Genomic DNA, 12447 nt, shown 5'->3' with positions numbered 1-12447 from the left:
AGCTCAGAAGGGGCCACAAGCACCTAGGCTGTTATTGCCGGGCGCCTGACCCGGCAATCCATCCCTTCAAAGAGTTCTTTTCTGATGGATTGTCCGGGTCAAGCCCGGGCATGACGAACAGAAGAACCTTACGCCTCGCCCTCGGTGTCGAACATCGCCGCGCTCATGGCTTCCGCGGCGCTCTTTCCGGCCCAGACCACGAACTGGAACGCGGGGTAGTAGCGCTCACAGGCGTGGATGGCGCCGGCCAGCATCACTTCACATTGTGCCGTCGAGGCGGTCAGCCCGCCCGGCAGCACCAGCGCCTGCCGGTACATGATCATGCCGGTGTGGGTCCAGATGTCGAAATGACCGATCCATAATTGTTCGTTGACCGCGGCGATCAGCCGCTGCACTTCCGCACGTCGCGCCGGCGGAATCTTCATGTCGAAGGCGGAGGCGAGATGCAGCGCCTCGATCTCCGCCATCCAGGTGAAGGAGAGCTGATAGTCGGTCCAGTTCCCCCTGGAGACGATCGTGACTTCGTCTTCGCCGGAGCGCTCGAACGCCCAATTGTTATCGGCGGCAATGTCCTCGACCACCGCGAGCGGGTTATTCCGGGAATCAATAATGCTTTCGAGGAGGGACATGCCGTCTCGACCCTGTTCCTTGAATTCTTCTGATACGCACGCGGAGCACGGCGCGCGTTGAACTGATGCGCCCCCGGCTGCAATCCCCCGTTCGCGGATCATCCCGGGGCCTGCCGAGCTCAAGTGATGTGATTTGCGGAATCCGCGCAACTGACCCCTGAGTCCGTCCACAGGCCAAAGCCGCGTCGTCCACAGTTGATCGCGGCCAAAGCTATTAATTTGAGAACAAACCGGAATCGGATTCGAGCACCGCAGAGTCCGTCGCGCCGGCGAAATCGGGCGGGTCTGCCACAATGGTTAATTTGTGGTTAATATCTCGGGGCGACCTCATGTCGTGGTGCCTGCAGGCAGGAAGAATTTTTGGCAGCGGAGATTGGCCATGCGAGGAGAGCCGTGGCCAGACGGCGGAGGCCGCTGCCCTGTCCGGCGCCACAATCGATGCCTACCGGATCTATGCGAATCTCGATTACGCCGCGATGCCAAAACGGCTTCAGGTGCGTCTGCGCCTGCCAAACATTGAAGACCCCGGCATGCTGGCCGCTTCAGTTGCTCCGTTGCTGTCGACCGGAATCGAACAGCGGCAGCATCTCCTGGAAGCCTGCGATGTGGTTACACGGCTCGAGAAGATTCTCGAGTTGCTGAAAGTCCGCCAACAGGCGGCTTGAAGGACCGGCGGCGGGAACGCTTTAGTCCGATCTCTCACGCGCAGCTAGCGGGCACGCCTCGATCGCAGTCCCGAGCTGCGCGCCCTCGATTTCGACGCATGACTTTGCGGCATCTACCCGGAGACCATACCGCTCCAGCAACTGTTCGCGGATCGGCTTCCCCCGCATATGCAATTCCCATATGCCGCCCGGCAACGGAGATTTCAGCCCGGCGCGAATACGGCGGTCGAACCTGCCATCGGGCATGATGGGCAAGGCAATGTCGGCGATCTGATAGAACCGCGACTGCTGCGGCAGCAGCGGAGCGACATAGGCGATCGGCTTGTCGATAATGAGATAGTTTGCAGGCTGGTGAAGCTGCTTGGGAATGGCAGGGTTGAATGGATTGGACCAGGGGCGGCGGAACCAGTCTCCCGGTTGCGACAACAACGCCACGCACAACGCCGTCGCGACCATCACTGAATTGGCAGGCAGCGCGGACAAGCGGCCCGAGGCTGCCCCCGGTGTCGCGGCCATGCAGCGCGCTATCAGCAGGACGATCAGCGGTGCGCATAACAGCTCCAGCACGATTGCGTAACGCTGGATCGCAAACAGCGCGAGCCATGTTGCATAGGAGACGGCGAAGAACAGCAGGAACTGAACGTCGCGACGCGTCAAGATCGTGGCGCGGATGATGAGCGCGCGGCCGACGCCGAGCACGATCAGCACTGTTGCGACCGCAAACCGCGCATCGCGGAACGGATATTCCGAGCTCCTGTTGTCGCCGACCAGCCAGTAGAACGGATAGGCCAGCGCGTCCAGCAGGCCGCGCGGCATGAACTGCCAGTCCATGATGTTCATCGGTACCAGTTCTTTGGACTGGAATACTGCGTTGAACAGCGGGAAAATCGGATTGCCCATCTCGCGCCAGAGCATCAGCCCCCACGCGCCGCCGGTTGCCAGCGCGCCGATCAGCCCGCCAACTCCGAGACACAGCGTTGCCAGCAGCGGCCGGGCCGCAACCAGCACGGCGGCGGCGGCACCCAGCGCATAGACGACATTGGTCAACTTCAGCCCGACGGCGGCGCCGATCAACAGTCCGGCGAGGACGTAACGGCCATGACGCGATCCGTCCGCCGACAGGATCAGGATGCAGCCGGCAAGAATCGGAAGCGCGGTGAGGATGTCGGAGAAGCTCGTGCCCACTTCCGAAACCGTCATCGGCCCGACGGCCGCAATCAGGATTGCCGCGCCGATCGCGCTTGCCGTTGCCGCTTCCCGCAGCAGGACGCGGACGAGAAAATAGATCAGCAGCAGATTGAGGCCATGCACCGCGCCGATGATCATCAGGCCGCAGGGCAGCGGCAGCAGGTGGCGCAGATAGTAAACCGGGAAATAGACGGTCGGATTGAAATAGGTCTGAAAGCCGGGCGGCAAGGCATCGATGCCGTAGCGATCGTTGATGACGGCCCAGACGTTGTACTCGTGATAATTTTGCCAATCCCAGTTGACGTCCTCGCCGGCAAACCAGGTGTAGATCGCGCCGGCCAGCAGCGAGCCGAGCGCGATGGCCATCGGCACCAGGACATTGGTCTGAAGGATCGGCGTTTGCCAGGCCCGATCCGCGGGCCTTCCTGCATCCGCGCCGGCGACGTCAGCGGCCTCTGTCACGCTTGTTCCATGTGCGTCGCCCGGGCGATCTGAAGTTGGGCACGACAGATACCTCTAGGAGGCCGGCTTTAAGGATTCGTGAATGTCTTCGCGCTGCATCGGTACCTCCCGGACCGTTCGGCAGCCGCCGTCTTACTCCGGCTTGACGCCGGCTGCGCGGACCACCTTGCCCCATTTCTCGGTCTCGTCTGCGATCAGCTTGCCGAAATCGACTGATGATCCCGGCATCGGCTCGCCGCCGATGGCGGCAAGCCGGGCCTTCATGCCGGGATCGGCGATCGCTGCATTGATTTCCTTGTTGAGTTTTTCGATGATTTCGGCCGGCGTGTTTTTCGGCGCCGCAAAGCCGTACCACTGGCTGGCTTCATAGCCTGCCACGACATCGCCTACCGTCGGAACTTCCGGCAGCTCCGCCATACGCGCAGCTGTCGTCACCGCGAGTGCGCGCAGCTTGCCGGTCTTGATGTGGTCGGCGGTGCCGGGCGCGGCCGCAAACAGGATCTGCACCTGGCCGCCGATCAGATCCGTCAGCGCCGGGCCCTGGCCGCGATAGGGCACGTGCACCATGTCGACGCCGGTCATCATCTTGAACAACTCGCCCGCCATGTGCGGCGCGCTGCCGCTGCCGGCCGAGGCCATGTTGACCTTTCCGGGATTGGCTTTGGCGTAGGCGATGAATTCGGCCAACGTCTGCGCCGGCACCGAGGGGTGGACCAGCACCACCATCGGCACGCGAATGACGCCGGCGACCGGCGCGATGTCGCGGACGAAATTGAAACTGAGCTTTTCGTAGAGCGAGGCGTTCACGGCATTCGGGACGGTCGCCAGCAGCAGCGTGTAGCCGTCGGGCGCCGCGTTCACGACCGCCTCGGTGCCGATATTGCCGCCGGCGCCGGTCCGGTTCTCGACCACGAAGGGCTGCCCGAGATGGTCCGCCAGCCACTGGCCGATGAGCCGAGCCGTGATGTCGACGCCACCGCCGGCGGCGAAGCCAGCGATTATTTTCGTCGGCCGCGTCGGATAATCGAGCGCGGCTGCTTGCCGCGGCAAGGCGGGCGCGGCGATCAGTCCGCCGGCAAGTTTGAGGAAATTCCGACGAAGAAGTTTCATGCTGCGCGTCCCCCTGTTTTTAGCAAGCTATCCCAATCGCCGCGGCTTGAGTAAAGGCGGTGATTGCTGGCCGCATGCCCTGTCCCGGCGGCATGGCGACATGCCGATTCCCCATGCCGAAGGCGCTTGCTGCCGCCCCGGCGTTGGTCATATTCTTCAGCAGGTCGTCCATTCCGGGCGGCCGATGTTCTCAGGGCGGGGTGAAAATCCCCACCGGCGGTAAGGGTGACGTAGCCCAAGCCCGCGAGCGCCTTCTTCTCTCCCGAGGAGAAGGGTCAGCAGATTCGGTGTGACTCCGAAGCCGACGGTTACAGTCCGGATGAAAGAGAACGGTTTGCGGCGGCCTCGCACGTTTGCGCGTGGGCCGGCGTCGTCCGTATGCCCTGATTCTGGTCCTGAAAGAGGAAAGCCATGAATCAGATGTTGCAAGAGCCTGAAGTCCAATCCCAACCAGCCGAAGCCCATCACGTTCCTGACGTCCCCGAGCGTCCGCCGGCGCCGGTGCATCCGCGTTTCGTCAAGCCGCAACGCGTCGCCTTCGTGCAGTCGTCCTGGCACCGCGACGTGGTCGAGGAATGCCGCATTGCCTTCCTTGAAGAGATCGAGGCGCGCCATATCACGCGCGCGCAGGTCGATCTGTTCGAGGTACCAGGCTCGTTCGAGATCCCCTTGCATGCGCAATTGCTCGCGAAGACGCGGCGCTACACCGCGATCGTGGCCGCCGGCCTCGTGGTCGACGGCGGCATCTACCGCCACGAATTCGTCGCCGACACCGTGATCAAGGCGCTGATGGACGTGCAGCTCAGGACCGAAGTGCCGGTATTCTCGGCGGTACTGACGCCGCAACAATTCCACGACAGCGCCGTGCACCACGAATTCTTCCGCAAGCATTTCGTCATCAAGGGCATCGAGGTCGCGGAAGCCTGCGCCAACACCCTGCACAGCCTGGAGCGGCTGCGCGGACAGGTCGCGGCGGGGATTGTGGGGTAATAAGTCCCGTCATTGCGAGCGAAGCAATCCGGCCATGCAGGATTGCTTCGTACGCGCGGAAGAATAGCGTTCGATCGCGCCATGACTTTCGGTTACGCTGCCGGTGTCGTTTGCGGCATCGGAGCAACGGATCATGGCCGAACAACAACCTTCCGATTGGCTCGGCCTGTCAGGCCGCGTCTGCGTGGTGACGGGTGGCGGAGGCGGGATCGGCCGCGCTGTTGCGCTCAGTTTTGCTCAGGCCGGCGCGCGCGTCGCCGCGATCGATCTCGATGACCGCGGTCTCGAGGTGACGCGCGCGGAGCTCGGCAAGCTCGGCGCTGACCATTTCATCGCGCGCTGTGATACGACGGAGTTCGAGAGCGTCACCGCCGCATCCGCGACGATCGAAAAATCGCTCGGGCCCTGCGAGGTGCTGGTCAATACGGCCGCGGTGCTGCGGCCCGGCGCGCTCGAGACGTTGTCGCTCGCCGAATGGAATGCCGTTCTGTCGGTCAACCTGACAGGATATTTTCTCTGCGCGCAGGTATGCGGCCGGCAGATGCGCGCGCTTGGCCGCGGCAGCCTGGTTCACGTGGCGTCGATTGCCGGCAGCAACGCGCAGGGGCAGAGCGGCGCCTACAGCGTCAGCAAGGCCGGCGTGATCATGCTGTCGCGGCAACTCGCCAACGAGTGGGGGCCGCATGGCATCCGCAGCAATGTCGTCAGTCCCGGCATGGTGATCACGCCGATGAGCCAGTCGTTTTACGATACGCCTGGCGTGACCGAGCGGCGCTCCGCCGTGGTGCCGTTGCGGCGGGTCGGCATGCCGCAGGACATGGCCGATGCGATATTGTTTCTCGCCAGCGACCGCGCGTCCTATATCAACGGCGAGGAGATCATGGTCGATGGCGGCTACGCCAACATGCTGATGAATTTGGTGCCGCGGCCGGGATTTGAGTAGCGAGGGGCGCCTATTAAACCCTCATGATGAGGAGGCGCTTTAGCGCCGTCTCGAACCACGAGGCCCCGCTGGTGCCATTCATCCTTCGAGACGCGCTTCGTGCTCCTCAGGATGAGGTCTCGCACTTTGCGCGGTGGGCACGCGGCGCTTTGCTCACCCTACGAAGCCTTTCAATCGAACAGGCTCGACACCGATTCTTCCGACGCGGTGCGGCTGATCGCTTCGGCGATCAGCGGGGCGATCGACAGCGTGCGGATGTTGGCGGCGTTGTTGACCGCTTCCGTCGGCAGGATCGAGTCGGTGATCACGAGCTCTTTCAGCTTCGACGAGGCGATGCGCGCGGCAGCACCGCCGGAGAGCACGCCGTGGCTGATATAGGCGTAGACTTCCTTGGCGCCGTTCGCGATCAACGCGTCAGCCGCGTTCACCAGCGTGCCGCCGGAATCGACGATGTCGTCGATCAGGATGCAGGTGTGGCCGGCGCAGTCGCCGATCACGTTCATGACCTCGGATTCACCAGCGCGCTCGCGGCGCTTGTCGATGATGGCGAGCGGCGTGTTGATGCGCTTGGCCAGTCCGCGGGCGCGCACCACGCCGCCGACGTCGGGCGACACCACCATCACATTGCCGAGGTCGAAGCGCTCCTTGATGTCGCGCACCATCACCGGCGAGGCGAAGAGATTGTCGACCGGAATATCGAAGAAGCCCTGGATCTGAGCGGCGTGTAGATCGAGCGTCATCACGCGGTCGACGCCGGCGTGCGTAATCAGGTTGGCGACCAGCTTGGCGGAAATCGGTGCGCGCGAGCCGACCTTGCGGTCCTGGCGGGCGTAGCCGAAATAGGGGATGACCGCGGTGATGCGGCGCGCGGAGGCCCGGCGCAGCGCATCGGTGATGATCAGCAGTTCCATCAGGTGATCGTTGGCCGGAAACGAGGTCGACTGAATGATGTAGACGTCCGATCCGCGGACGTTCTCCTGGATTTCGACAAAGATTTCCATGTCGGCGAAGCGCCGGACCACCGCCTTGGTCAGCGGCAGATGCAGCCAGTTCGCGATTTCCTGGGCCAGCGCGGGGTTGGAATTGCCGGCGACCAGCTTGATTGAGCCGTTCTTGGCCGCCATCAACGCTTCTCCTCGCGCCTTGCTGGATACGACGTTCAGCATATCGAGAAGTCCTCGGGAACCGGCGCGTTTTGGTGAGCGAGGAGATATCAGGCGGGCGGCTCGGCTGGCAACCCGTTGATGTCGTTTTCCCGGTCAAAAATCGGCCGATACGGGACTTTACGAGGCTGTTTATTGGGCGCTGAAACCGAGCGCCGTGATGCCCGCCGCATCCTGGGCGGGTACTGTTTCTTCCGCACTCGCGACCGCGGGACCGCGGCGCTCCGGGCCCGGCGCAGGTGCTGCATCCGGGGTCCCATTGATCATGCCGGACAGACCGCTGAGGCCGGCCTGTGCGATTTTCCGCAACACGAGGTCGTCGGCCGCCGCCCAGGCGTCGCGTCCGGCCTTGCCGGCGGGCTCTTCGCCGGAAATCCGCAACGCACGCTGCTGGTTGTTGTCATAGACGTCCCAGACCCAGGCGATCACGCTTTTGCCGCGAACCACCTGCGCCGAGAGATAGCTGCGCACGCGGTAGGAAGCGCCGCCCTCGCGGGAGACGATCGACAGGTTGCGCAGCTTCGATTCGCTATCGAGCACGCTTACCATCCGGTCGAACACCTGCGGCGGCGGACCGTCGATCGATTCGAACGCCACGGTTGGACCGTCGCCCGCGCTCGCCATCGCATACGAGCCGCTGCCCGCGCCGCCGCCGGCACAGCCACCGAGCGCGCAAGAAACGACAAACAGCGCCGCGGCAATCATGGCGCGCGGGGCTTGGCACGAAGCAATCAAGGTGTTCCTCATTGCTCCCTGCGATATCGTTAAAATGTGTTAAGGTCTAGGGCAGCGAGTGGATAGGCTCGCCAAAAAGATCGCGTCCAGCTCGTCCCGTTTCTCCTTGTTGTTGACAGAATTCTCCAACGGCGCAGGATGGTCCGTGCCATCCTAGGTCAGTGCCGTGAGCGCCGAGGCCGGCGCGACCTGTTCCTGGTTTCTCACCGAGCCGAGTGGTGATCAACTGCACGAGATCGCCGGCCTGGTCGATCGCGGCGCCGGGTAAGGTGATGTCAGGTAAGGAATTACTCGCTCACCAACGCGATCGCGTGAATGTGGCGGCCGTAGTCCGGCTCTTTGCGGTGCACCGAGCGGCGGTAGCTGTAGAAGCGCTCGTCGGAATAGGTATCGACGCCGATATCGTCGATCATCAGCACGCCGGCATTCTCCAGCCGCATACGGATGAAGCCGGCGAGGTCGAACATGGCATGGCCTGACCGAACCGAAGGAATAAAGAACACGCCATTTTCGGCGTCGGCATCCAGGAAGCGTTCGACGAATTCGCTGCCGACTTCGTAGGAGTGCTGGCGGATCAGCGGACCGATGGCGGCGACGATGCCGCCACGGTCCGCGCCGAGATTTTCCATCGCCTCGATAGTGGATTCCAGCACGCCGGTCAGCGCACCCTTCCAGCCGGCGTGCGCGGCGCCGATCACGCGGGCGGCCGGATCGGCGAACAGGATCGGGCCGCAATCGGCGGCGGTGACGCCTATGGCAATGCCTTCCGTGCGGGTGACGAGCGCGTCCGCGCGCGGCTTGTCGCCTTGCCAAGGTCGGGTCGCCACCACGGCGTCGGGCGAATGGATCTGGTGCGCGCTGAGCAAGTGCTCGGGCGCAACGCCCATCCGCTCGGCCATCCGGCGGCGGTTTTCGGCGACACTGGCCGGATCGTCATTCGAGCCTAATCCGCCATTGAGGCCCTCATAAATTCCACCCGATACCCCGCCCTCGCGGGTGAAGAACGCGTGGCGCAGGCCGGGAATGGCTGACAGCAGCGACGATCCGAAGGTCATGCTGTTTCGTCTCTCCGCGCCGGCGGTTCGTCGCTGAGGCCTGCGACCGAGGTGAGGTTTGGCTCGGTAACCGCAAGCACCTTGAACATCGATCCCATGCCGCCGCGGCCGCTGTCGGTGAGGCGCTTGAGCGCGGCGGAAATATCCGCGGAAACTTCCGCGGTGGCTTTTCCCATCAGCGTGACGGCCCGGGTCTCGATGCCGAGCCGCTTGAGGAATTCACCCTGCGTCACCGGACCGTGAACGCGCGCGCCGACGTCTTCCGCCGCGCGGGCCAGCGCCTGGAAATCGACGTGGGCGGTGACGTCGGCCTGTCCCGGATTTTTCAGGGGATCGGCAAAGCTGTGGCGGGCGATGGCCTGGAAGGTATCGCCGGCGTCGCTGCGCAGATGGCCGTAATCGATGATCAGCGCCGCGCCGTCCTGGTCGCGCACCCGCGCGGCGATCTTCATGATCTCGGTATCCGGCCGCCATTCGAACACGGCGCCGATGGGGGCCGCGCGCACCAGCGGCGGCAGCAGCACTTCAAAGCGGGGCATCGGGTCATCGGAGGCCGCGAATACCAGGTTGCCATTGGCATCGAGGTTGACGACGCGCTCGTGCCAGCCGGTTTCGCGCTTGACCACCTGATGGATCGGCAGCACGTCGAAATATTCGTTGGCGAGAATGACCGCGGGGCCTTCGGGCACGTCGTCGATGCTGTCGTGCCAGGTGATGTTGCGCGCGCCGGATAGCGTCGACCGCTGCTTCTCGCGCAGCACCGGATTGATCTCGACGAGATCGATGTGGAGCGATTGATAAAGCGGCGGCAGCACCCGAACCGCGCGGAGCGCGTCCGCCATCATGGTGCCGCGGCCGGGGCCGAGCTCGACCAGCCGCAGCGTCGGCGGCGAACCGATCGCTTTCCAGATCGAGGCCGTCCATAGGCCGAGCAGCTCGCCGAACATCTGGCTAACCTCGGGCGCGGTGGTGAAATCACCCTCGCGGCCCAACGGATCGCGCGACACGTAGTAGCCGTGCTCGGGATGCATCAGGCACAGCTCCATGTACCGCCAGACCGGCATCGGTCCTGACGATCTGATCAGCTTGTGGATCTCCGACTCTAACGGCGAAAATTCGGTCACGGCCTGCCTTAAATCGACCTCTCTATATGCTGCGGCGTCTTGCGGCGCCATGCCATCACAATAAGGATGCCTCCCGCAATGATCATCGGTACCGACAACAGCATGCCCATGGTCAGTCCGCCCCACAAAAAGCCGAGCTGGGGATCAGGTTCGCGGAAGAATTCGCTGGTAATGCGGGCAAGGCCGTAGATCGTGATGAAGCTGCCGAGGATCAGGCCCGGTCGCCTCAATGCGCCCATTCGGATCATTACCGCCAGGAGAACGAATAGCAGGATGCCCTCGAGCCCGGCTTCGTAGAGTTGGCTGGGGTGGCGCGGCTCCGGCCCGCCGTTGGGAAACACCATCGCCCAAGGCACGCTGGAGTCCGTCTCCCGGCCCCAGAGTTCACTGTTGATGAAGTTTGCCAGCCGCCCGAGGAACAGCCCGATCGGCGCAACCGCGGTCGTGATGTCGCCAAGCGACAGGATTGGGATGTTGTTCAGGCGGGCGAACAGCATCACCGCAGCGACACAGCCGAGGAAGCCGCCGTGAAATGACATGCCGCCATTCCACAACTGGAAGATCTCGGCCGGATGCTGGATGAAGAAGGCGGGATTGTAGAACAGCACGTAACCGGTGCGGCCCCCGACGATGATGCCGATCGTGACCCACAGGATAAAGTCGTCGAGCTGCGCCAGCGTGATCGGCGCCGGCCCGCCCCAGAGTTTTTCGCTCTTGAGCAACGAGCGGGCGTAAATCCACCCCAGCACAATGCCGCCGATATAGGCCAGCGCATACCAGCGGATCGCAATCGGCCCAATCGAGATGGCGATCGGGTCGAATACCGGAAAAGCGATGGTGAGGAAGGGCATCAGGTGCGATGCCTCCTAGGCCGCGAGGTTGCGGCGATAGAGCGCCAATAGCCGCTCCCAATGCCGCTCGGCGGCGTCGCGGCGATAGACCGGGCGCTTCGGAAAGGCGAATCCGTGATGTGTGCCGGGATAGATCTCGACCTCGTTCTTCGTGCCTTCCATTGCCTTCTTCACCTTGTCGATGATCTCCTGCGGTGCATAGATGTCGGTCTCGGCGCAGGCAAAGTAGAGTTCGGCCTTGGTTTTCGACGCGGCAAGATGCGGGCTGTCGGGTTGGTCGGTCGCGAGATGTGTCCCGTAAATGGACGCCGCCGCCTTCACACGATCCGGGAAATGCGTCGCCGCGTTGACAGCGTATCGGCCGCTCATGCAGTAGCCGACGGTGCCGACGGCTTTCGTATTTGCAGCAGGCTGAGTCTCTGCATAAGCCAGCAGCGCCTTGGTATCCTCCATCACCATGGGAATATCGATGGAGTTCATGAAGCCGAACATCCGCTTGCGCTCGGGCGCCTCGGGATCCGGCGGGACTGGCCCCAGCTCCATGACGCCGGAGCGGTAATACAGGTTGGGCAGCATCACGTAGTAACCCGATGTACCGAGCCGCCGCGCCATGTCGCGCAGTTCCTCGCGGATCGCCGGCGCGTCCATGTAAAAGATGATGACCGGAAAGGGGCCGCCGCGCTCGGGGTGGGTAATGAAGGTCGTGGTCTTGCCGTCCTTGGTCGCAATATCGATCTGCTGGTCGATCATGGGCGTTGCTTTTTTGCTTTGTGATTCTGGTGTCCGGCTGGATGTTCGATACGATTGCAAGGAAACCGCAGCATGACAAGACGAGCGGCTGTCGCGTTGGCCTTGAACGGCGCTCTTGAACGTTTCCCTTGGGATTGCCATTGTCTTGCCGTCACGATCAATTTGCAGCGACCGGAGCGTTCTAGATGACCCAGACCAGCAATCGGTTTTTCGACGAGATCGGCCGTCTGATGAACGACGCCGCCGGCGCCGCCCAGGGCGTCAAGCGCGAGGTCGATACGGTCATGCGCAACCAGGCCGAGCGCATCCTGCGCGATCTTGATGTCGTCAAGCGTGAGGAGTTCGACGTGGTCAAGGACATGGCCCGCCTGGCGCGCGAGGAGAATGAGGCGCTCAAGAGCCGGATTGCTGCGCTGGAAGCCAAGCTGGGCATTGCGCCGGCGGCACCGGATGCCGGCAGCATGAGGGCGGATGGGTAGGGCCCCTTACCCTCCCCTGGAGGGGGCCGAGACGAGCGAAGCTCGCTCGTGGGTCGACGCCGCGCGGCGGGCGGGGTGACGGTCTTTCCTCCCGAACAGTGCCCGAGTTGAGAGAGATCACCCCACCCCGTCACGCACCTCGCTTCGCTCGATCCGTGCCGACCTCCCCCTCCAGGGGAGGGTGCTAACCTAAGAAAAATCCCTTCATTTCCTTGTCATTTCGCCCCTTTGGGGCTAAAAGCCCGGCACGTCTGCAGCCCCCGCACCCCTGGAGGCTTGCTGTGGGACGCCAACGGGCCGCGA

Annotated in this window: 14 protein-coding genes and 1 riboswitch; of the genes, 4 read left to right on the top strand and 10 right to left on the bottom strand. The window is 63.4% G+C overall.

Translation table 11 applies throughout. From position 1 onward, the window contains the following. Positions 1–128 precede the first annotated feature (128 nt). A complete protein-coding gene (locus HCN58_RS22570) occupies positions 129–629 on the bottom strand; it encodes a type III secretion system chaperone family protein (protein WP_171581578.1) in 501 nt (166 codons plus the stop codon). A 329-nt stretch (positions 630–958) separates the two neighbouring features. On the opposite strand from HCN58_RS22570, the gene HCN58_RS22565 reads away from it, so the two are divergent. Beyond that, the gene (locus HCN58_RS22565) at positions 959–1294 is read left to right on the top strand and encodes an LON peptidase substrate-binding domain-containing protein (protein ID WP_171581577.1); all 336 of its coding nucleotides are present in this window, start codon (positions 959–961) and stop codon (positions 1292–1294) included. Between the two features lie 21 nt (positions 1295–1315). On the opposite strand, the gene HCN58_RS22560 is transcribed toward HCN58_RS22565, so the two are convergent. The 3 genes from HCN58_RS22560 to HCN58_RS22550 form a co-directional block, all read right to left on the bottom strand. Beyond that, positions 1316–2944, bottom strand: coding sequence for a glycosyltransferase 87 family protein (locus tag HCN58_RS22560; RefSeq protein ID WP_311966852.1), 1629 nt, complete (start codon positions 2942–2944; stop codon positions 1316–1318). A 132-nt stretch (positions 2945–3076) separates the two neighbouring features. Continuing rightward, positions 3077–4054 (bottom strand): Bug family tripartite tricarboxylate transporter substrate binding protein, encoded by a 978-nt coding sequence (locus HCN58_RS22555; RefSeq protein WP_171581576.1) that lies wholly within the window; start codon positions 4052–4054, stop codon positions 3077–3079. A 19-nt stretch (positions 4055–4073) separates the two neighbouring features. After that, positions 4074–4226, bottom strand: coding sequence for a hypothetical protein (locus HCN58_RS22550; RefSeq protein WP_171581575.1), 153 nt, complete (start codon positions 4224–4226; stop codon positions 4074–4076). A gap of 10 nt (positions 4227–4236) precedes the next feature. Then, a riboswitch (FMN riboswitch) is annotated at positions 4237–4389 on the top strand. Between the two features lie 76 nt (positions 4390–4465). Here HCN58_RS22550 and HCN58_RS22545 point away from each other — a divergent pair. Continuing rightward, positions 4466–5044: a 6,7-dimethyl-8-ribityllumazine synthase gene (locus HCN58_RS22545; protein ID WP_171581574.1), complete on the top strand. Its 579-nt coding sequence runs from the start codon at positions 4466–4468 to the stop codon at positions 5042–5044. 133 nt (positions 5045–5177) lie between these two features. Further along, positions 5178–5987 carry an SDR family NAD(P)-dependent oxidoreductase gene (locus HCN58_RS22540; RefSeq protein ID WP_171581573.1) on the top strand — a complete coding sequence of 270 codons (810 nt, stop codon included), beginning with the start codon at positions 5178–5180 and terminating at the stop codon, positions 5985–5987. 170 nt (positions 5988–6157) lie between these two features. Here the strand turns inward: HCN58_RS22540 and HCN58_RS22535 are convergent, their stop codons facing one another. The 6 genes from HCN58_RS22535 to HCN58_RS22510 all read right to left on the bottom strand — a co-directional run bounded on the left by HCN58_RS22535 (position 6158) and on the right by HCN58_RS22510 (position 11665). After that, positions 6158–7111, bottom strand: a complete 954-nt coding sequence (locus tag HCN58_RS22535; RefSeq protein WP_171581572.1) for a ribose-phosphate pyrophosphokinase — start codon at positions 7109–7111, stop codon at positions 6158–6160. A gap of 171 nt (positions 7112–7282) precedes the next feature. Then, on the bottom strand, positions 7283–7897 hold the full coding sequence (locus tag HCN58_RS22530; RefSeq protein ID WP_376701202.1) for a hypothetical protein: 615 nt from the start codon (positions 7895–7897) through the stop codon (positions 7283–7285). 275 nt (positions 7898–8172) lie between these two features. Beyond that, entirely contained in the window at positions 8173–8940 is a 768-nt protein-coding gene (gene pgeF, locus HCN58_RS22525; protein ID WP_171581570.1) for a peptidoglycan editing factor PgeF, read from the bottom strand. Continuing rightward, the gene (locus tag HCN58_RS22520; protein ID WP_171581569.1) at positions 8937–10064 is read right to left on the bottom strand and encodes a class I SAM-dependent methyltransferase; all 1128 of its coding nucleotides are present in this window, start codon (positions 10062–10064) and stop codon (positions 8937–8939) included. The genes pgeF and HCN58_RS22520 overlap by 4 nt, the downstream gene beginning before the upstream one ends. 8 nt (positions 10065–10072) lie before the next feature. Further along, positions 10073–10915: a prolipoprotein diacylglyceryl transferase gene (gene lgt, locus HCN58_RS22515; RefSeq protein WP_171581568.1), complete on the bottom strand. Its 843-nt coding sequence runs from the start codon at positions 10913–10915 to the stop codon at positions 10073–10075. Positions 10916–10930: 15 nt separating this feature from the next. Beyond that, the gene (locus HCN58_RS22510) at positions 10931–11665 is read right to left on the bottom strand and encodes a dienelactone hydrolase family protein (protein WP_171581567.1); all 735 of its coding nucleotides are present in this window, start codon (positions 11663–11665) and stop codon (positions 10931–10933) included. A gap of 185 nt (positions 11666–11850) precedes the next feature. On the opposite strand from HCN58_RS22510, the gene HCN58_RS22505 reads away from it, so the two are divergent. Further along, positions 11851–12144: an accessory factor UbiK family protein gene (locus tag HCN58_RS22505; protein ID WP_171581566.1), complete on the top strand. Its 294-nt coding sequence runs from the start codon at positions 11851–11853 to the stop codon at positions 12142–12144. The last annotated feature ends 303 nt before the right edge of the window (positions 12145–12447 follow it).

It is taken from the genome of Bradyrhizobium australiense (assembly GCF_013114825.1).
GTDB lineage: Bacteria > Pseudomonadota > Alphaproteobacteria > Rhizobiales > Xanthobacteraceae > Bradyrhizobium > Bradyrhizobium australiense.
The sequence above is the reverse complement of the archived record's forward strand: the minus strand, read 5'-3'. Positions and strand labels throughout refer to the sequence as shown.